This window comes from Caballeronia sp. LZ028 (genome assembly GCF_031451415.1).
Taxonomy (GTDB): Bacteria; Pseudomonadota; Gammaproteobacteria; order Burkholderiales; family Burkholderiaceae; genus Caballeronia; species Caballeronia zhejiangensis.
Genome location: NZ_JARUXN010000005.1, coordinates 139,593 through 158,539, shown reverse-complemented (window position 1 = coordinate 158,539; position 18,947 = coordinate 139,593). Strand labels below are relative to the sequence as shown.

Genomic DNA, 18,947 nt, shown 5'->3' with positions numbered 1-18,947 from the left:
CGTGGATTCAAACCGTTGAAAACAGAGCCAATCACACATCAAAAACACGACATCTGTATTTAGCCGGTGGTACGACATTTCAATTTTGCTTTGACATTAAGTGTAGGTCCCAAGTTCAAATGTCGTGTTTCTGCTAAGTAGAGATGTCGCGTTTTGGCGTAGGTTCGTCGCCACACAAGCGTTTCAGGAGCGCGGGCGATGAACACGATTGGGACCATCACGATGTCGATGCGTGAACTGGACCGACTCAAGGCGATTCAGGCGGTCGCCGACGCGCGACTCAAACCCGAGCGTGCGGCCGAACGGCTGAACTTGAGCGTACGGCAAGTCGAACGCCTGGTGTGGCGTTACCACGCGGCCGGCGTGGCCGGTCTGGTGTCAGGCAAACGCGGACGCCCGAGCAACCATCAATTGCCCAACGGCGTGGCACAGCGCGCGCTGGCGTTGATCCGCGAACGCTACGAGGACTTCGGGCCGAGCTGGCCGAGGTCGAAGCGGCCTTCGACGCGTACGAGACCGCACTCGTCACGAACGACGTCGCGATGCTCGACGCGCTGTTTTTCGATACGCCGCATACGCTGCGCTACGGCGCCACGGAAAACCTCTACGGTTACAAGGCGATCCGCGCGTTCCGGGCTGCACGACCGGGCAAGACACTGGCGCGCACGGTGACCGCGCGCGTCGTGACCACATGCGGCGATGCCTTCCCGTCGCGAACATCGAGTTCCGGCGCGATGGCGATCCGCGCATCGGCCGGCAGACTCAAACGTGCGTGAAGATGCCCGAGGGATGGCGCGTCGCCAGCGCGCATGTAAGCTCGATGGGCGCGTAGCGGCGCGCCTGGCCGACTGCCTGACCAGCAGCGGCCGTTGCGCATCACCGTGAAATGCGTCATTGCGAGGTCAATTCCGTTCGCGCGACGCAACCCGATGAATATTCGATCTGCATCGGAAGCACGTCACTTGCTGCGCAAAGTCCAGCGACGATCGGAAAGAGGGTCGACGTCCGGCAAGTCACGTCGATGCTGTGGCCGATGACCGGCTCGCCGACGTCAATCCAACGCCACGACCGCATCGAGCGCGCCGCCGACCATCGCGCGCAGCGTCGGCTGGATAGCGTCGGCTTTCTCCGGCAGATACACGAACGGCGGCGCTTCATCCATATACGCGGACTGACACATTTCCAGTTGGACCGCGTGAATCCCGTCCTGCGGCGCGCCGTAATGGCGCGTGATAAAGCCGCCCTTGAAGCGCCCGTTCGCGATCCACGTGTAATCGCTTTGCGCGGCCGCATCCGTCACCGCCCTCGTCACCGATTCCGCCGCCGTCCTCCCATCCTGCGTGCCGATGTACAGGTCTGGCAGCTTGCCGTCGAAAAGACGCGGCAGCACGCTCGCGATCGAGCGCCCTTCCCACAGCAGCACGTTCCCGTGCATGTCGCGCAGACGCACAAGCTCGGCGGGGATCGCATCGTGATACGGCTGCCAGTACGCTGTCACGCGACGCTGCTTTTCGGCGGCATCGGGAGCGCAGCCTTCGCGATTCACCTGCTCGCCGCGAAACGTCAGATCGGGGCACAGGCCGGTCGTCGTCTGGCAAAACCTCATCCCGCAGCCACGCCTCGATTGCGCGGTCACGCTCGCGTAGTGCACCAAGCGCAAGGCACATGACTACTTCGGCCGAAAAGAAACGTCGGCGCGTCAGAAAATATGCATCATGCCGATGTACGCGCCCGTCTGGGATTGCCCCGCGAGCGGACTCGTGCCCGGATCGGCGTCGCGCGGCGTGGCGAAGACGGAGAACGTACCGTTCGCGCTGTTGCGCACGTAAGCGACCGTGCTGTACAGAAATGTGCGCTTGGTGAAGTTATAGGTCGTGCCGAGCACATAGAGCATCGCGTGGCTCGCCGGGTCATGCGATGCGTCGCCGCCGCCCTCGCCCACGTGGACATAGAAGCCCGCCGCCGTGACGGCCCAAGCGGGCGTCGCCTGATAGGTCGCGCCGAGCCAATAGTGATCGGCGGTGCTGGAGAGGCCCGCGGGCGTGTCGGGCGCGGAATAGTGCGTGTAGGCGGCCTGCACTTTCCATCGATCCACCTTCAGGTTCGCGCCCACGAAGAGTTCGCGCGACGCCTGAAATACGTTGTTCATCTGGCCATTCTGGCTGCGCAGTTCGTCATAGATGCCGCGCACGTCGAAAAGCGGCGAGTGGTAAGTCAGCATGATGCCGTCGGAGCGGCCGAACTCGCCCGCCGCGCCGGAGTTGAACGCGCCCGCCTGACCGCCCAGCGAGTACTGTCCTTGCACGTCGAACCCATGAAACACGGGGCTGTGATATTCGACGTTGTTGCTCGTCTGCTGCCAGTTGCGTCCGCGCACGAGTGATGCCGATGACACCGCCTGTTGCACGAAGGGATCGAATTCCCAGACGCCGTCGCTGTCAATGAACAGATTGCGGCCCGCCTGCAACTGCCCGTATGTCTTCGAGCTCAGTCCGACATAGGCGCGGCGCGACCAGAGACGTCCGCCCCCCGTGGTGCCGTTCATGATCTGGATCGCAGTTTCGAGATTGAACACCGACGTCAGGCCGCCGCCTAGATCTTCGTTGCCTTTGAGGCCCCACATGCTGGTGCCCCAGTCGCCGCCCTCGGCGCTCCATCGCGCGGATGTGCCGCCGGTACCGTTCGCGATGTGATTCAGATATTCGATGCCCCCGTCGAGGCGTCCATACATCGTGACGCTGGATTGCGCCATGGCGCCCGACGCGACAAAGGTGAAACCGACCACCGCTTTCCGTACACAACCTTTCATGTTCGGTTCGACTCCGTTGGGGGTCCGCTCGGATGCGCGGAACCGATGCACGCGAACATAGCACCATCGCGAGAACTCGGCACAGATCCAGTAACCGCAACGGTCAAGAACTAGAAGATGATCTCAATCGAAGTCCGTTTGCTGCGTCCCGCGCAGCTAGCGATCCAACGGGCAGCCGCGAGCAGCCATACTTCAGCCGGTCGAGGTCGCCATCGGCGATGCTACTTGTTTCGCCAAGCAAGCTCGCTTTCAGTCCCGAACGTCGCTAAGACCTTAGCGCGCACGTCGGACCTCATAGTCGACACAGCTACGAAGGTAAGAGCGTTCCATCCACCCTTTCGTGCTCAAGGGGACGAACCGCTATCAGGCCGGCTCGGTTGACTATCTCAATGTCGCCAGCGCGCAGACCATTGCGCTCGAGAACCAGCGCAACGGCGAGACGATCGAAGCGCGCCGACTGAATGCTAGCGTTCGACTGCTCAAGGCGCTCGGAGGCGGCTGGGATCGCACCGCGCTGCGCGACACGGCGCCCGCAGCGCAATGACACCGTTGTCGTTTTGGCACTAGCTTCTCCGACCTTCAAACCTCCGTACAGACAGGAATTAGCAAATTCCTGCTGTACGTGGAATCGAGGCATGGTCATCGGATCGACGCCTGCATTCGCGTACGCCCTGATGCGCGCCAGCGGCCTCTGACTAAGCAACCTCGGCTTTCGACGGCGCCTCAAAGAAAGACCGTTGATATTGAGGGAATGAAGGCGATCGCGATCAATCCGAGAAGCAACATACCGAGGTAAATCCAGATTCGCCTCGAAGCGCAGGCGAGCTCCAGAAAGCCGCGCCGCGCGAGATTTTCATGCTCAGGCTGCCTCCGTCTTGCCGACCATGTGCCCGGATCGCCCTTTGCGCGTCAAGAGCAGCAACGTTGCGACACTGACGAGCGTAAGGATGGCAAGCGGCATGAGCGCGAGGGAGTAACTGCCCGTTGCCTCCTTAACCCAGCCGTAGACGTTCACCATGAGGCCGCCACCAAGCAGATTTGCGATGGCGTTAATCGTTGCGAGGCCCGCCGCCGCCGCGCTGCCGGAGAGCATGTCGCCAGCGAGCGCCCAGAAAGGCCCTTTGAACGCATAAGCACCGACCAAAACGGCACAGAGCAGGCAGATCGTCGGGAGCAAGGCGCCGCTAAGCGACGTGGCGAATAGGCCCATACCGATAAGAAGCATCGGAATGACTGTGTGCCAGCGACGTTCCTTTACTCGGTCAGAGCGTCGGCCCCAATAGACCATCAACACGCACGCCAACGCGTAGGGTACAGAGTTAATGAGGCCTGTCTGCATAACGGTCAGGCCGTACGACTTGAGCAATTGTGGCTGCCACACGTTCAGGGTGCTACCCGCAGCCGACGCACAGCTATCGACAAGAGCAAGGCAAAGGACGTAGCGGTTTCGGAAGAGCTTCGTCAGCGGCATATCCAAGACTTTTTTTGGCGCCTTCGTCTCTGTCGCAAGTTCATTGGCGAGCCACGTGCGCTCGTCCTCCTTGAGCCATCTCGCTTGCTCTGGCTTATTCGTCAAGAAGAACAGGCACATCAGACCAAGAAGCACAGTCGGCAGGCCTTCAAGGATAAAAAGCCAGTGCCATCCGCGCATCCCTGCGATTCCATCCATCTGCAGAAGCAGTGCGGACAGTGGTGAACCGACGAAGTTACCAAGCGGGATCGCCACCATGAATATAGCAACGATGCGAGCGCGGTACGACGCCGGAATCCAGTACGAGAGGTACAGTAGGACCCCCGGAAAGAAACCCGCCTCGGCAGCACGCATGGTGCCGAGATTCCGTACGTATTCAACACCCTTTCGTTGACGCGCTTGAGTTCATCGGCGTGCACATGGCTGTTCGGTTCGCTCGGCAATCAGAACGCGCGGCTCTCACCTCGCTGCCCGCGTCAAGTTTCTGGATTGACCTCGCCCAGAACGGTCAAATGCCTCTTCCTCCGCTGGTAGCACGCGCTATAAAATGCGCTGTCGCGTCTCGCGGAGAATCATCGATACGGGATCGAACAAATCCGTCGTGCCCATGCGAACTGGTTGCGCCGCTCGCCGAAGCTCCGCTGGAAGTGTTTCGGAAGACGGGTGCGGACTGCGCCGTGTCGATGCCTCGCGCCGACGCTCACAGTGAGGCTTGCGGATGCGCGTGTCGCCCAGTCGCGGCGTTATCGCGCGTACTGTTCGAGCGCGTCAGCAAGGGCATCGAAGGTAGCGCGGCAGCGCGGGCTCGCGCGCAGATCTTCGTGCATCGTCACCCACGTTTCGAGCCGGAGCGCGAACGCTTTCGACAGCACGCGTACGAGACCATCACGGCGCGCAATCGCCACATGACATCCGCCGATTCCCGCACCCGCGCGGATCAGTGCGAGTTGCGCGAGATCGCTATCGGCGCGCATCGAAAACAAGGCGTGACGAAAACCCGGCAACGTGCGACTCACATCGCGAATGAACGCGTTTGGCTGGTCGTAGCCGATGACCGCGTGTTCTGCGAGCGCCGCCATGCTGCGCGGCGTGCCGTGACGGTCGAGATAATCGCGCCGCGCATGAAGTCCGACCTCGATCACGCCGACTCGCCGCGCGACGAGTTGCGTCTGGCGCGGGCGCACCATGCGCACGGCAATATCCGCTTCGCGCCTCAGCAAGTCCTGCACGCGGTTCGACAGCACGAGTTCGACGATCAATCGCGGATGCCGCTCGCGCAGCGCGGCGATGACCGGCGGCAGCACTTCGACCCCGACCACTTCGCTCGCGGATACGCGCACGACGCCCTGCACGCCCGCGCCGTCGTCGCCCGTGTGGCCGCTCGCCGCGCGCTTGAGCGATGCCGCCGTACTCTGCATCGCTTCGGCGTGCGACTGTAATGCAAGCGCAACGTCGGTCGGCTGAAGCCCGTTCTGCGAGCGCGTAAATAGACTTACCTTCAGCGCCCGTTCGAGCGCTTCAACGTGCCGCCCAGCCGTCGGCTGCGTGATGCCGAGCGCGCGCGCTGCACCCGACAGCGAGCCCTCGCGCAGCACTGCGAGGAACGTTTGGTAAAGCTCCCAGCCGATGTCGTCTGCCATACGTTTTTGAATATCGGATCAACGAGGTTCGCCAATTTTAATGTGTCCGCGAAGGGCGGAGAATGGCGTCATCGACAACCTGGGAGGCGTGACATGGCGCAAGGCGAAACGGTTCTGGTACTTGGGGCGACGGGCGGCATCGGCGGGGAAGTTGCGCGGCAATTGCGCGATGCGGGCTGGCGCGTGCACGGGCTGCGGCGTGGCGCGGGGGCATCGAAGGGCGACGGCATCGAATGGATTCACGGCGACGCGATGAACGCGGCCGACGTGATGCGCGCGGCACAGGGCGTATCCGTGATCGTGCACGCGGTAAATCCGCCAGGCTATAAGCGCTGGGCCGAACTGGTGCTGCCGATGATCGACAACACCATCGCGGCGGCGAAGGCGCAGGGCGCTACCATCGTGTTGCCGGGCACGGTCTACAACTTCGGGCCGGACGCGTTTCCATTCATCGACGAAGACGCGCCACAGCATCCCGTCACGCGCAAAGGCGCGATTCGCGTGGAAATGGAAGCGCGTCTGCAACGCGCGAGCAAGGAAGGCGCGCGAGTGCTGATCGTGCGCGCGGGCGATTTCTTCGGGCCAAGAGCGGGCAATAACTGGCTCGCGCAAGGACTCGTGAAGCCAGGAAAGCCGGTGGCGAAGGTCAGCAATCCGGGTGCGCGTGGCATCGGGCATCAATGGGCGTATCTACCCGATGTCGCTCGCACGATGGTTGAACTGCTTGCGCACCGCCATTCGCTCGATGCGTTCGCGCGCTTTCACATGAGCGGTCATTGGGACGAGGACGGCACCGGCTTTGCCGACGCGATCCGTCGCGTGGTCGCGCGGCGCACCGGGCGGGCGCCCGCTGTCGTCGGCTTTCCGTGGTGGCTGCTCGCGCTTGCCGCGCCGTTCAACGTAACATTCAGGGAGCTTCAGGAAATGCGCTATCTATGGACGACGTCCGTGCATCTGAATAACGCGCGGCTCGTGCAGACGCTCGGGCACGAGCCGCATACGCCGCTGGACGTGGCCGTCGAAAAGACGCTAATCGGCCTCGGATGTCTCGCGCCTGATGCGCTCTGTGTTTCCTCGCGATTGTCGCCGGTTCACCAGCCATGGCCGAGTGGCAGGCGCCGGGCTGTTTCGACCGGCACATGCCTTGTGTCCTCAAGCGAATCGCCGGTGGAACTACCTGGCCCCACACGAGAGCGGACGTTGAACTGGAATCGACGCAATCGCGCCCTCGGAGAATCGCCCGTCTCCGCCCGCCACGTCTCACCGGTCATACCCCGGTGGCCGGCTCAAATCCACTGGTCGTTCGCGACAGTACGCTCGCTTGCCGCGCCGTCGCCTGTGTTCACGACACCTCGCGGCTCGATAAGCAGCAGCTTGACTTCTGCGTTTGCACAGGGCTTGTGCTCGACTCCCTTCGGAACGACTCCCAACTGTCCGGCACGTAATACGATCGAACCATCGCCTGAAGGCCCTGCCCGAAAATCGATACGCAGTTCGCCATCGAGGACGATGAACGCTTCGTCGGTATCGGCATGTCGGTGCCACTCGAACTCGCCTTCGACCTTGACGACCTTGAATTGATAGTCGTTCATTTCAGCGACAACGCGCGGTTGCCAGTGATCGTTGATCTGCGCGATCTTGCCGATCAGATCGATGGTGTCGCACTGGCCGCGCTTGACCGGAGCGGTGGAATGGTTCGAGGATTGGGACATCGTTCTCTCCGTTCAAAGGTTGATGCGTTGAGGATACGCATGCTCCTTCCGGTCGTATTGAACGATCGTGGTGCTTTTAGCCGCGCGGAACGCCGCCCGCGACTTGTAACCAGCGCCCTGGCGTCAGTCCAAATGTCTTCGAAAAGTGTCGCGTCATATGACTCTGATCGGCAAAACCCGCGGCTGCAGCAGCGCAAGCGAGCGAGGTGCCAGCGAGCAGCATGTGGCGCACTGCATCGAGGCGCCGCATCGTCAGATATCGATACGGGCTCGTGCCGTAGAACCTGCGAAAATCGTGCGACAAGCTCCAGCGATCGCGACCCGTCACCGCTTCGAGTTCGTCGAGCGCGACAACGCGCGAGCAATTTGCGTGCAGATAGTCGCGTGCACGCCGCGCCGCGAGGAAGTCCCCTTTGGCTGTTCTTGCAGGCGTACCAGTGACGGCGGCCAAGGCATTCGCCAACTCGGCAAGTGCATCGCTCTGTTCAAGCGGCTCGAGCGTATAGCTGACATGCTGCAGCAACGCTACGGTCGCAACCTCGAGGCGCCGATCGGTAGTCACGCCGCCTTCGAGGAACGGCAGCGCTTGTCCGCCGAGCACTTCCTGAAAGAGAGCGGGTTCCACGTAGACCATCCGGTATTGGAACCCCTCATCGGTGCCCGCCTGGCCATCGTGAGCCTCATCGGGATGCAGTACGAGCGTGTTGCCCGGCAGGCTGTTCCGCTGGCTGCGCCGATAGTTGAAACTCTGAACGCCAGCGAGCGTGCGGCCGATCGCGTAGGTGTCGTGGCGGTGCATGGAGTATGCGCTGCCGTGAAACCACGCTTCGATGCGCTCGACGCCTTCTATCGGCTCGGCGCGCCTTACCCAGTCGGGGGGTAAGACCGCTGCTCGTAGATTCATGATATATGGCCCCGGATGGCCGCCCTGTGCTGATGCGGTGCAGATCTCAAGGCGGTGCGCGCGCAGGCGAAAACCGAATTGTCGCACGTGCGACGACGCGCTACATGCGCCTAGCGCATTCCTACGCAGTGGGACTTCCGCGGCCCTAAACGTCGGCTTGAGGAACGTGGACGGCCGTTCGGTGTTGTGAAGATCCGCTGCCGGCTGGGAGCTTGTGGGCAGTTGCAACCACTGACTGCTTTCCAGCGACGGGTTTGAGGAGGTGACGGGCGCAAACCGACCCAGAACCGCCGTTAGCTGGACAGGGTTTTGGCGTCGGGTAACGAAAAACACCGGTCATTCGACTGCAGGTCCGAAATCTAAAGATGACTGAACGCGATGTCATGTCGGCCGCAGCCTGATCGAACGACGCGTCAAACGAGGCAATGTGTTCGAACGACCATCGCTGCTTCGTCCGACCAGTCGACTAACCCCGCGAGTGTCTCAAGCTGACAGCTCCAAACTCAGGAGAGAGCTAACAGCGCCTAGCGGCGTCCGGTCGAAGCGACATTGGCGCTGCCCCGCCAAGGTACCGACTGCGACCTTCGCATTGCGATACTGCCGCGCCTGAACATAGCCTTAGGTAAGCGATAGTGCAAACCCTCTCATCTCGGCACGCACATTCCCGACGCCCTGCGCGACCGGTACACGGATATCGCGCTGACGGTCGCGGATACTGACTGGCACCTCGACCGCCTCTACGGCTTCGCCCGCGCACTCGGCGCGACGATCCTCGGCGCGCGCGTGTCGCGCTACGTGATCGACCTGAACCGGCCATCGAACGACGAGAGCCTGTATCCCGGGCAGATCGCCACGTCCCTGTGCCCGACGGAAACGTTTCGCGGAGCGCCGCTGTATCGCGAAGGCTGCGCGCCCGACGCGACCGAGCGCGATCGCCGGGTGGCGACTTACTGGCAGCCGTATCACGACGCCCTTCAGGAAGAGCTGACGCGCCTGCGCAGCCAGCATCGGAATGTGCTGCTCTGGGAAGCGCACTCGATCGCGAGCGTGCTGCCGCGCCTTTTCGAAGGCAAGCTTCCGGACTTCAACATCGGTACGCAGGATGGCCGCACCGCCGCGCCCTCCGTGCAGGAAGCAATACAGCGCGTCGCAGCGGCGAGTCCGTTCACATGGATTGCGAACGGCCGCTTCAAGGGCGGCTTTATCACGCGGCACGCCGGCGCGCCGCAGGACGGCGTGCATGCGGTGCAACTGGAGATGTGCCAGTCCACCTATATGAGCGAAAACGCACCGTTCCACTATCTGCCCGAGGTCGCGAAGAAAGTGGAGCCGGTGGTACGCGGCATGGTGAATGGCGCGCTCGACGCAATCGTCAAGCTGACTGCGAACGCCTCGCGGGCGAAATGAGCGCGAGACGTCCTTGCCGCAGGACGTCTCGGCAATACCTTCTGAACACCACGAGCAGAGACGCTCTGGCCAATACACGCTTGCCGAGCTTCATCAGCGCTCGGAGCAGGCGATCAGGCTGGCGGGCGACGAGCCAACCGCATTCAACGCGCCGTGTACCCGCAGATTCATTCGTCGTGTTTCCATCTCCGATGATACGTGCCTACTTCTTCCCATCCACGACGGCGACGACCTCGTCGCGCGTGTACTCCTTGTTCGCCAATGCACCAACCGGCGTTTTGGCCAGCACCGCGTCGAGTTCCTCCGGCTTCACTTCCAGAACCGGCATACGGATGTCGTGCGGCATCTTCTTGCCGGCGAGAAGCTGCTGCGTCACCCAGAAGGCGAACGAGGACGCGCCCGGCGGAATCGTCACCGACATCGTCTCGTAACCGCTCTTCTTCTGTTCGGCCCACCAGGCGAGTTCTTCCTGCCGGTTGCCGAGAATGATGATCGGCGTCGGCCGCCCCGCGGCCTTGAGCGCCTGCGCGGTGCCGAAGCCGTCGCCCCCTTGCGTGAGCACGCCGTCGATCTTCGGCAAAGTCGGCAGGATGCCCGCGACCTGCTTCTGCGCGACGGTCTGCGTCCAGTCCCCGTGCACCGAACCGACGATCTTCATCCCCGGATACTTCTTGAGTTCGTCGACGATTCCCTGATGAATCTCGTCGTCCACGGAGACGCCCGCGAGTCCGCGAATTTCGAGCAAGTTGCCCTTGCCGTTCAGCCGCTTCGCCAAGTAATCGACCTGCATGCGGCCCATGCCCTGAAAATCCACGGCAATGCGATACGCGCACGGCTCGGTTGCGATGCCATCGAACGATACGACCGTCACGCCCGCGCCGCACGCCTGCTTGATGACGCCGTTGAGCGCCGTGGGCGAAACGGCATCGACGGCGATGGCCTTGAAGCCTTGCAAGATGAGATTCTGAATCTGCTGAACCTGCTCTGTCGCCTGGCTTTCGGCTGTCGTGAAGCTGGGCGCCGCCGCGACGACCTTCTGCTTCACGGCCGGATCGGCGACGTTGGCCCAGCTCTTGAGCATCTGCTGGCGCCAGCTATTTCCCGCGTAGTTGTTCGACAGCGCGATCTTCATCGACGACGTATCGCCCGTCGCGACCTGCGCCGACGCGCCCGCCGATGCCGCGACCAGGCACAGCGCCACGGCCAGTGTTGTGATTCTCATGCTCGTCTCCTGTTATTGATGTTTTTACCGTCCCGCGCCACGCACGCCGACATGCAGCGAATAGATCGATGACGTCGCCGTAATGAACAGGCGATTTCGATGGATGCCGCCGAACGTCAGGTTCGCGACGACCTCGGGAATGAGGATCTTGCCGAGCAGCGTGCCGTCGGGTGCGTAGCAGTGCACGCCGTCCTCCGCGCTGGTCCAGACATTGCCGTGCTCGTCGACCCGCATGCCGTCCGGCACGCCGCTCTGCATCTCGATGAACACGCGTCCGTTACGCAATACGCCATCGCCCGATACATCGAACACGCGGATATGACGCGGCGCTTCTTCGTCGTGGGAAGCGGCCGAATCCGCGATGTAGATCTGCGATTCGTCCGGAGAAAACGCGAGGCCGTTGGGCTTCGCGAAGTCGTCGCAGACGAGATGCACACGCGCGCCGTCGGGCGATAGGCGATACACGTTGCATCGGCCGATCTCGCTCTCTGCGCGATAGCCTTCGTAGTCGCTCAAGATTCCGTAGTCGGGATCCGTGAACCAGATGTCGCCCTTCGAATCAACGACGACATCGTTCGGCGAGTTCAGCCGCTTGCCTTCGAAATGCGATGCAAGCACGGTCACGCTGCCGTCGTGCTCCGTGCGCGTCACGCGCCGCGCGCCATGCTCGCAACTCACGAGCCGCCCTTCGCGGTCGCGCGTGTTGCCGTTGCTGTAGTTCGACGGCGCGCGAAACACGCCGACGCCCATTCCCGGCGCCCAGCGCAGCATGCGGTTGTTCGGGATGTCGCTCCAGACGAACAGGTCCGTGGCCGGAAAATAGACCGGTCCTTCCGCCCAGAGGCATTCGTCCGTCACTTTGGAAAGGAACGCGTTCGGCTGCAGCAGCAGCCTGAAACGCGGATCATGCACTTCGAAATCGCTGGGTTTCATGTCTCCTCGTCCTTTGTGGATTGCGTGTCAGCGCGCCGGTTTTCCGCCGGCGGCGACCGTCACCGCGATGATGAGCACGCCGTACACGATGGAGCGCACGCCGGCATCGGCGCCGACCGCGTTGAGCGCGGCGTTAGTGAGAAACAGGAACATCGAGGCGCCCCATACGCCGACGATCGTCGCCTTGCCGCCCGTGACCAGCGTGCCGCCGATCACGACCACGGCGATCGAGATCAGCATGTACTCGACGCCCATATCGAGCGACGCGCCGCCTGATGTCGCCGCGAGCAGCAGCGCCGTGAGCGCCGCGATCATCGACGAAAGCACGTAGGCAAGGCAGCGCGTGCGATGCACGTTCACGCCCGCGAGCCACGCGGCGCGCGCGTTCTGTCCGATCGCCGAAAGCCTGCGGCCATACACGGCGCGATGAAGCAGCACCGCGAGCGCGACCGACAAGGCGAGCGCAACCAGCGCGATATACGGCACGTTGAAGAGCCGGCTCGTGGCGAATGCGCCCAGCGCGGGCGGCGGCGGCGGAAGCTGGCGCCCTTGCGTAATGGCGATCGACTGGATGATGAAGCTCGACGACAGCGTCGCGATGATCGGCGGAATGCGCAGCAGCCGGATCAGCATGTAGTTCGCGATCCCGACCGCGACGCCCACGCCGAGCGCCGCCGCGACGCCGAGCGCAATCTGGCCGTTGGAGCCGCCCATCGCGTGCATGCCGACGACGCCCGCGAGCGCGATCGTCGACGGCACCGAGAGGTCGATGTTGCCGACACCCGACGTGATGACGAGCATCTGCCCGAGACCGACCAGCACCATGAACACGCCGTAGGTGAGGGCCGTCTGCGCGACATTGCTCGCGATGCCGAAGCCGAAGATGCCGACGATACCGAACCACACGAGCACCGTGCCGACGAAAGACCACGCCCAGGGTGCTTGAACGCCCTTCAGCCGTTCCCACGCGGTATCGTTGTTGGCGAGCGCTTCACCGGAAGTCTGCGATTTCATTGCCGTTCCCCGCGTTGCAGCAGCACGCGCAAGGACAGCACGACGATCAGGATCGCGCCCTGCATGCCGACTTGCCAATCCGCCGAGATGTTGAGAAAGGCGAGGAACGACGCCGCGAGCGTGAGCGTGATGGCACCGAGCACCGCGCCGATGACCGATACGCGCCCGCCGACGAATTCGCCACCGCCGAGAATGACCGCCGCAATCGAGAGCAGCGTGTAGCGCAGCGCAAGGTTCGCGTCGGCGGAGGTCGTGAGCCCGAGCAGCGAAAGACCCGACAGCACGCCGAACACGCCCGCGATGCCGTAAAGCGTCGCCTTGCTGCGCACGAGCGACCAGCCGAAGCGCCGCATCGCGCGCGGATTGCCGCCCGCGCCGCGTATGCGCACGCCGGCCGAGGTGCGCATCAGCAGAATGTGCCCTGCGATGGCAATGAGCACCGACCACACGATCGGCGCGGCGATGAACGGCGTCTGATAGCTCATCGCCGTGCCGAGCCAGCCGGGGCTCGCGCCGCCCGGCGAAGGCAGCAGCACGATCGCGAGCCCGCTCCACACGAACGACAGCCCGAGCGTCACGACGATGGACGGAATCTGCCGCAGTTCGATCAGCGCGCCGACGGCTGCATACGCGAGCACACAGGCGACGAGTGCGAGCGCGCCGAGCCACGGCTCCTTGACGAGCAGCGTCGCGCCGATGCACGCGACGAGACTCACGAATGGACCGATGGACAAGTCGAGATCGTTGACGGTGATGATCGCGAGTTGCGCAAGCGTGGCGAGCACGATCGGCACGGCCAGATTGAGCAGCAGGCTCGATCCGAAATAGCTCATCACGGCGGGTTGCATGACGAGAATCGGCACGAGCACCGCGACGAGCGAGATGGCGGGAAGCAGCGCGCGAAGACGCGCTTGCGTGTCCCGGAACGTGATGCGCGCGGGGGTCATGCGGCCTGCTCCTCGAAGCTCGCAGCGAGCAGCGCTTCTTCCGTGCATTCGTCCGCATGCAAGACGCGCGTGACCGCCGACGAGCGAAAGACATACGTGCGGTCGCAATGCGACAGCTCTTCGTTTTCTGTCGTGTACCAGATGAACGTGCGGCCTTTCGCGGCTTCGTCGTGAACGAGCCGGTAGATGTCGCGCTTGGTGCCTACATCGACGCCGCGCGTCGGATCGTCCATCAGAATGAGCTGCGCGTCCGACGACAGCGCGCGCGCAAACAGCACCTTCTGCTGGTTGCCGCCCGAGAGCGACAGGATGCCCGCGCTTATCGGCGCGCCGCGTATGCCGATCTTCGTGCGCCACGCTTCCACGAGCGCGCGCGCCGCCGCGCGATCGACGAGTCCGCGCTTGCGCTTCGCGCCGCCGAGAAGCCACCGCAAATCGAGATTTTGCGCGATGGACCACACCGGGAACACGCCGTCGCGCCCGCGATCGCCGGCAACGAATGCGGCTTTCATGCGGCCCGCGCCGTGGCTCGTCGCTGCCTCGTAGATGGCGAGCAGCGCTTCGGTCTGACCTTGGCCCGCGAGTCCGGCGAAGCCGACGATCTCTCCGCGCGATGCCTCGATCAGCGTATGTTTCCTTCCGCCGACGTTCCAGCGGAACGGTTTGTCATCGCTTTGTGCGTTGCGTATGCGTGCGGCGGCCGGCGTTTTCTCCGCTTCCAGATGCTGGCCCATCGCCTGAATGATCGACGCACGGTTCGCCTCGTTGCCCGGCAGCACGCCGACGATGCCGCCGTCGCGCATCACCATCACACGATTCGCGACGCGCTCTATCTCGCCGAGCATGTGCGTAATCAGCAGACAGGTGATGCCGCTCTCTGCCGCGCGCCGGACGAAGGCAAGCAGTTGATCGGCGGTATGGGCATCGAGCGACGAGGTCGGCTCGTCGAGGATCACGAGACGCACGGGCGCGTCCGTCACCGTGAACCCGCGCGCGATCTCGACCATCTGCTGTTGGGTGAGCGTCAGATCGGACACGAGTTCGTTGCCCTTCAGTCCGTTGCCCGGAAAAATCTCTTCGAGCTTGTCGCGCATGAGCGCCGTTGCCGTGCGCCGCCAGCCGCGCCCGCGCAATTGCGGATGCACGATCGTCATGTTTTCCGCGACCGTCAGGTTCGCGCACAGCGAGAGTTCCTGAAAGACGCAGCGCACGCCGGCCTTGCGCGCGGCGTTGGCGTCGTAGTGCGGCGCGCTTTGGCCGTCCACTTCGATACGGCCCTGCGTCGGCGCATACACGCCCGCGAGCACGGCCATGAGCGTCGATTTGCCCGCGCCGTTGTGTCCCGCGATGCCGACGCATTCGCCGCGCATGAACGCGAAGTCGATGTCCGCGAGCGCGCGCACCCGGCCGAAGGTCTTGCCGACGCCTTCGAAGCGAATCAGCGTGCGCTCGCCCTCTGTATTGATAGTTGCGCCCATTCACATGCCTCCATGCGTGGCGTCATCGAATGCTTACTTCTTGTCGAGCAAGGCCACGGTCTGCGGCAGCGTATAAGTGACGTCGGCGATTCCACCCGGCGGCGTCGCGGCGAGCCTCGCCGGCAACTCCTGCTGCGAGATGGCGAGCAGCGGCACGTTAATGGTGACTTCCTTCGGAATCTTCTTGCCCGCGAGCACTTGCTGCGCCACCCAGAACGCGAACGAGACCGCGCCCGGCGGATTCGACAGCGAGCGCGACTGATAACCGGTCTTCGCCTGCTCGCTCCACCATTGCAGTTCGGGATAGGTGCTGCCGATGACCATCGGCGGCGCGGGACGATTGGCGGCCTTGAACGCCTGCGCGATGCCGAACGACATCTCGCCTTCGGTCGCCACGCCATCGACTTGCGGTAGCGTCGGGAGAATGCCGGCCACAGCCTTCTGCGCGACCGATTGCGTCCAGTCGCCGTTCACCGAGCCGACGAGCTTGAGCCCCGGATGCTTCTTGAGCCCTTCGAGCACGCCTTCGTGCATGAGGTTGTCGACGGAGATGCCGGCCACGCCGCGCACTTCCAGTATGTTGCCGTGGCCATTGAGCTTCGTCGCCAGATAGTCGACGCCCTGCTCCGCCCAGCCCTTGAAGTCGAAATTGACGCGATACGCGCACGGCTCGTCGACGACGCCGTCGAACGAGACGACGACGACGCCCGCGGCGCATGCCTTCTTGATGGTGCCGTTGAGCGCGGTCGGCGAAACGGCGTCGATGACGATCGCGTTATAGCCTTGCAGGATCAGGTTCTGAACCTGCTGCGCCTGCTCCGTCACCTGATTCTCGGCGGTCGTGAAAGCGGGCGCGGCCGCGATCTTCTTGTCCGCCACCGCTTGCTGGGCGACGGCGTTCCAGCTCTTGAGCATCGACTGCCGCCACGCGTTGCCCGCGAAGCTATTCGACAGGGCGATTTTTTTCTGCGTGGTGTCGCCCGTTGCGACCTGCGCGTGCGCGGCGCCTGCGAGCATGCAGACGGCGAGCGCGAGCGCGGCTCTTGCCTGCACTCCTTCACGGAACATCGGGTTGTCTCCTTTCATTTTTCTTGTGGAGAGGCGCTGCGCGACTTCATCTACAGCACGCCCCTTCCGGGCGCATCGGGCGCGGTGCCGATGCGACGCTTCCAGTCAGTCTGCTTGATTCGTCCTGCGGTCAGGCCAATCGCGGTGGTCAGGCCACTCGATCGCGGAGCCAGTATAACGACAGTTTCGCGATTCGTGCAATTGCGCGCGTTACCGGTAACAGCGTGGCGCAGCGGCTTCGCCCCGGCTCACCAATCCCGCGGCATTGACGACGTGGATATTCTTCAGGAACGATGCCTCGCCGGGCCGCTTCTCCACATATTCGAGCGCATCGTCGCGTTCGTCGGATGCGGGCGGTAGCGGTCGCGCCAAAGCAGCACACGATGGGCGATGCCGGCGAGTTCGGGCCGCGCATGCAGATCGACCGTGTAGCCCGTGCCGCGATCACGAAATCGAATTCGAACGTGCCGTCTTCCGCACGCGCGCGCACGCGGTTGTCATCGACGACGGCTTCGTGCCAGGGCGCAGCCAGATGCAGATGGAAGTTCGCATGACGCGCCACGCGTTCGATGGCGTCGGCGGGTGCAGTCGAGCCCGCGCGACGGAACCGCAGCGCCTGGCGCCAGCGCACGGCATCGCGGAAAGTTGTCGTATGCGCCGGGATACGCGCGTGCGCGGCTCACCGGGACCGCAGTCCATGTTTGAAGCACTCACAAACTCGGGCGAGGTGCACAGCGCACGCTCTTTCGAGTTAAGACCGAGTCTGTGCCCGTCTGCATGCAAATGCCGGGCGCTTTGGATTAGAAACCAATCCTTGATACGCTTCTTTTATTGCGATCGAGGCCATCGGGAAGCGCTTCCATAGCTGCGTACCTCGTCCCCCAAGGGCAGCACACGCGTCACAAGCAACTCGACGTGCCTTGCGCCGAGCGCGATGTGGGCATCGCGCAAAGCACTCGTCACGCGAGACATATCGAACTCGGTAAGGCCCCCGCAATTTCCCTTGCTACCAATCCGAAGCCGATATTAAATAGCGATGCATTCCTCACGTCTTTTGCAAGGTGCTCGTCGCATCGAGTGCGCGCCACGCTCGACGCACGCTATGGCTCTCGCGACACCTCATTCAATGCTAACTCCCGGCGCCTATATTTCGTTGCAATCCGAAGCACGAACGAAGGGAGCAACAGCGTGGACAATCCATTCGACGACGATCAGGGCACATTCCGTGTGCTGATCAACGAATTGCAGCAGCGCTCGCTTTGGCCCGCTCATCTCGAGGTTCCGGACGGCTGGACGGTGGAGTATCCAGATTGTTCACGCAGGCAATGCCTGGACTACATCGAACAGAACTGGACTGCACGGTCCTGATGATTCTCGATCTGGGAGTGGGAAATGGCCAAGCGCATTGTGAAAGTGATCGACCTCGTTCCGGGACGCAGCGTTCAGCTTCCGTCCATCGATAATGAAACGCTCAGACACGGACAATTCTGGAGCGACCATGTCTGCGCTCAGAAACCTGTTGTCATCAGAGGAGCGGTGCGCAACTGGCCTGCTCTCCGGAAATGGAACGCACCCGGCTATCTCGAAGCATTGACGGATAGCGAAGTCGGCATCTCGGATGCGTTCAACGCCTCGCCCACCGGTCTCTGGTATGCAAATCTCCCGAAGCTGAAACTCAATCAGGCCATTGCGCGTCTGCGCGACGCAGGGCCGGACGAGACGCATGCGATCCGCGCGCTCCCTATTCCGTCGGAATGGAAACCCGATCTCGGCCATCATGAGTTTCTCGAAAGAGAGCACGATCGACCGCCGCGCGCATATGCACAAGACAGGCTCTTCATCTATCGGAATGCTTCGACCGAATGGCACTACCACACGACCGACGAGACGCTAACCACGCAGATCATCGGCACCAAGCGCATTTCCATGTTCAGGCTGTCCAGTGAAAACTGGCAAGCGTATGCCGTGCCGATCAAGTCCAATCTTCATCACATGAATGATGGCGCGCGCTTCTTTCCCGCGGACGGTGCACTGACGAAGTTCGAAACCACGCTTGCGCCCGGCGACGTTCTCTATATCCCACCGTTCTGGTGGCATGGCGTCGATCCCGCCGATAACGATTTCGGCATCACACTCGCTCATTGTTTCAGAACGCCGCTCAATCGCCTCGGTTCACTGAGCGATCCCGCGGTGAAAGACGTCATCCGCGCGCAGCAAAGCGCCATGCTCGCGTTCCGGATGAGAGCGTTCGTCGCCCTCGGTTCGCTTTCGAGGCTCGTGACTCCCTGAGTTTCACATTCCTACCCGCGGCCAATCGAGGCGCGTTTGCGTCGCTTTACGCC

The 18,947-nt window shown here is 62.9% G+C and carries 13 protein-coding genes and 6 pseudogenes; 7 read left to right on the top strand and 12 right to left on the bottom strand.

The window, feature by feature from the left end; translation table 11 throughout:
- Positions 1 to 198: 198 nt before the first annotated feature.
- Both QCE58_RS29965 and hpxZ read left to right on the top strand, forming a co-directional pair.
- A pseudogene (locus tag QCE58_RS29965) lies at positions 199 to 480 on the top strand (helix-turn-helix domain-containing protein); the annotation flags it as partial.
- Positions 480 to 832, top strand: a pseudogene (hpxZ, locus tag QCE58_RS29960) (oxalurate catabolism protein HpxZ). The pseudogenes QCE58_RS29965 and hpxZ, both read left to right, overlap by 1 nt.
- 219 nt (positions 833 to 1,051) lie before the next feature.
- On the opposite strand, the gene QCE58_RS29955 reads toward hpxZ, so the two are convergent.
- Together QCE58_RS29955 and QCE58_RS29950 are read right to left on the bottom strand one after the other, a co-directional pair.
- Entirely contained in the window at positions 1,052 to 1,606 is a 555-nt protein-coding gene (locus QCE58_RS29955; protein ID WP_250437918.1) for an N-formylglutamate amidohydrolase, read from the bottom strand.
- Between the two features lie 93 nt (positions 1,607 to 1,699).
- Positions 1,700 to 2,809, bottom strand: a complete 1,110-nt coding sequence (locus QCE58_RS29950) for a porin (RefSeq protein WP_075583492.1) — start codon at positions 2,807 to 2,809, stop codon at positions 1,700 to 1,702.
- A 352-nt stretch (positions 2,810 to 3,161) separates the two neighbouring features.
- On the opposite strand from QCE58_RS29950, the pseudogene QCE58_RS29945 reads away from it, so the two are divergent.
- Positions 3,162 to 3,353: pseudogene (locus tag QCE58_RS29945) on the top strand (RND transporter); the annotation flags it as partial.
- A gap of 315 nt (positions 3,354 to 3,668) precedes the next feature.
- On the opposite strand, the pseudogene QCE58_RS29940 reads toward QCE58_RS29945, so the two are convergent.
- A pseudogene (locus tag QCE58_RS29940) lies at positions 3,669 to 4,628 on the bottom strand (MFS transporter); the annotation flags it as partial.
- A 395-nt stretch (positions 4,629 to 5,023) separates the two neighbouring features.
- The gene (locus QCE58_RS29935; RefSeq protein WP_250522735.1) at positions 5,024 to 5,920 is read right to left on the bottom strand and encodes a LysR family transcriptional regulator; all 897 of its coding nucleotides are present in this window, start codon (positions 5,918 to 5,920) and stop codon (positions 5,024 to 5,026) included.
- Positions 5,921 to 6,013: 93 nt separating this feature from the next.
- On the opposite strand from QCE58_RS29935, the pseudogene QCE58_RS29930 reads away from it, so the two are divergent.
- Positions 6,014 to 6,976 (top strand): annotated as a pseudogene (locus QCE58_RS29930) (NAD-dependent epimerase/dehydratase family protein); the annotation flags it as partial.
- Between the two features lie 230 nt (positions 6,977 to 7,206).
- On the opposite strand, the gene QCE58_RS29925 reads toward QCE58_RS29930, so the two are convergent.
- Both QCE58_RS29925 and QCE58_RS29920 read right to left on the bottom strand, forming a co-directional pair.
- The gene (locus tag QCE58_RS29925; protein ID WP_250522736.1) at positions 7,207 to 7,632 is read right to left on the bottom strand and encodes a cupin domain-containing protein; all 426 of its coding nucleotides are present in this window, start codon (positions 7,630 to 7,632) and stop codon (positions 7,207 to 7,209) included.
- A gap of 76 nt (positions 7,633 to 7,708) precedes the next feature.
- Positions 7,709 to 8,536, bottom strand: coding sequence for an AraC family transcriptional regulator (locus tag QCE58_RS29920; RefSeq protein ID WP_250522740.1), 828 nt, complete (start codon positions 8,534 to 8,536; stop codon positions 7,709 to 7,711).
- Positions 8,537 to 9,181: 645 nt separating this feature from the next.
- Here QCE58_RS29920 and hutG point away from each other — a divergent pair.
- A pseudogene (hutG, locus tag QCE58_RS29915) lies at positions 9,182 to 9,943 on the top strand (N-formylglutamate deformylase); the annotation flags it as partial.
- 202 nt (positions 9,944 to 10,145) lie between these two features.
- On the opposite strand, the gene QCE58_RS29910 reads toward hutG, so the two are convergent.
- The 6 genes from QCE58_RS29910 to QCE58_RS29885 are packed head-to-tail and all read right to left on the bottom strand — an operon-like array spanning position 10,146 to position 16,605.
- Positions 10,146 to 11,165 (bottom strand): ABC transporter substrate-binding protein, encoded by a 1,020-nt coding sequence (locus tag QCE58_RS29910; protein ID WP_250520585.1) that lies wholly within the window; start codon positions 11,163 to 11,165, stop codon positions 10,146 to 10,148.
- Positions 11,166 to 11,189: 24 nt separating this feature from the next.
- Positions 11,190 to 12,098 (bottom strand): SMP-30/gluconolactonase/LRE family protein, encoded by a 909-nt coding sequence (locus QCE58_RS29905; RefSeq protein WP_008345503.1) that lies wholly within the window; start codon positions 12,096 to 12,098, stop codon positions 11,190 to 11,192.
- 27 nt (positions 12,099 to 12,125) lie between these two features.
- Positions 12,126 to 13,112 (bottom strand): ABC transporter permease, encoded by a 987-nt coding sequence (locus tag QCE58_RS29900; RefSeq protein ID WP_008345495.1) that lies wholly within the window; start codon positions 13,110 to 13,112, stop codon positions 12,126 to 12,128.
- Positions 13,109 to 14,059 carry an ABC transporter permease gene (locus tag QCE58_RS29895; RefSeq protein ID WP_008345494.1) on the bottom strand — a complete coding sequence of 317 codons (951 nt, stop codon included), beginning with the start codon at positions 14,057 to 14,059 and terminating at the stop codon, positions 13,109 to 13,111. The genes QCE58_RS29900 and QCE58_RS29895 overlap by 4 nt, the downstream gene beginning before the upstream one ends.
- Complete coding sequence (locus tag QCE58_RS29890; protein ID WP_250522737.1) at positions 14,056 to 15,537, bottom strand: sugar ABC transporter ATP-binding protein; 1,482 nt, start codon at positions 15,535 to 15,537, stop codon at positions 14,056 to 14,058. Before QCE58_RS29890 ends, QCE58_RS29895 begins: the two co-directional genes overlap by 4 nt.
- A 33-nt stretch (positions 15,538 to 15,570) precedes the next feature.
- Positions 15,571 to 16,605 carry a substrate-binding domain-containing protein gene (locus tag QCE58_RS29885; protein ID WP_008345492.1) on the bottom strand — a complete coding sequence of 345 codons (1,035 nt, stop codon included), beginning with the start codon at positions 16,603 to 16,605 and terminating at the stop codon, positions 15,571 to 15,573.
- Positions 16,606 to 17,793: 1,188 nt separating this feature from the next.
- Between QCE58_RS29885 and QCE58_RS29880 the strand changes: the two genes are divergently transcribed.
- Both QCE58_RS29880 and QCE58_RS29875 read left to right on the top strand, forming a co-directional pair.
- A complete protein-coding gene (locus tag QCE58_RS29880) occupies positions 17,794 to 17,973 on the top strand; it encodes an MbtH family protein (protein WP_008345490.1) in 180 nt (59 codons plus the stop codon).
- A gap of 24 nt (positions 17,974 to 17,997) precedes the next feature.
- Entirely contained in the window at positions 17,998 to 18,894 is an 897-nt protein-coding gene (locus QCE58_RS29875; protein WP_250522738.1) for a cupin-like domain-containing protein, read from the top strand.
- Positions 18,895 to 18,947: the final 53 nt, after the last annotated feature.

Excerpts from the sequence above, each read along its gene's own strand:
- QCE58_RS29955 (WP_250437918.1), bottom strand. The coding sequence starts at position 1,606 with ATGAGGTTTTGCCAGACGACGACCGGCCTGTGCCCCGATCTGACGTTT.
- QCE58_RS29950 (WP_075583492.1), bottom strand. The coding sequence starts at position 2,809 with ATGAAAGGTTGTGTACGGAAAGCGGTGGTCGGTTTCACCTTTGTCGCG.
- QCE58_RS29935 (WP_250522735.1), bottom strand. The coding sequence starts at position 5,920 with ATGGCAGACGACATCGGCTGGGAGCTTTACCAAACGTTCCTCGCAGTG.
- QCE58_RS29925 (WP_250522736.1), bottom strand. The coding sequence starts at position 7,632 with ATGTCCCAATCCTCGAACCATTCCACCGCTCCGGTCAAGCGCGGCCAG.
- QCE58_RS29920 (WP_250522740.1), bottom strand. The coding sequence starts at position 8,536 with ATGAATCTACGAGCAGCGGTCTTACCCCCCGACTGGGTAAGGCGCGCC.
- QCE58_RS29910 (WP_250520585.1), bottom strand. The coding sequence starts at position 11,165 with ATGAGAATCACAACACTGGCCGTGGCGCTGTGCCTGGTCGCGGCATCG.
- QCE58_RS29905 (WP_008345503.1), bottom strand. The coding sequence starts at position 12,098 with ATGAAACCCAGCGATTTCGAAGTGCATGATCCGCGTTTCAGGCTGCTG.
- QCE58_RS29900 (WP_008345495.1), bottom strand. The coding sequence starts at position 13,112 with ATGAAATCGCAGACTTCCGGTGAAGCGCTCGCCAACAACGATACCGCG.
- QCE58_RS29895 (WP_008345494.1), bottom strand. The coding sequence starts at position 14,059 with ATGACCCCCGCGCGCATCACGTTCCGGGACACGCAAGCGCGTCTTCGC.
- QCE58_RS29890 (WP_250522737.1), bottom strand. The coding sequence starts at position 15,537 with ATGGGCGCAACTATCAATACAGAGGGCGAGCGCACGCTGATTCGCTTC.
- QCE58_RS29885 (WP_008345492.1), bottom strand. The coding sequence starts at position 16,605 with ATGTTCCGTGAAGGAGTGCAGGCAAGAGCCGCGCTCGCGCTCGCCGTC.
- QCE58_RS29875 (WP_250522738.1), top strand. The coding sequence starts at position 17,998 with ATGGCCAAGCGCATTGTGAAAGTGATCGACCTCGTTCCGGGACGCAGC.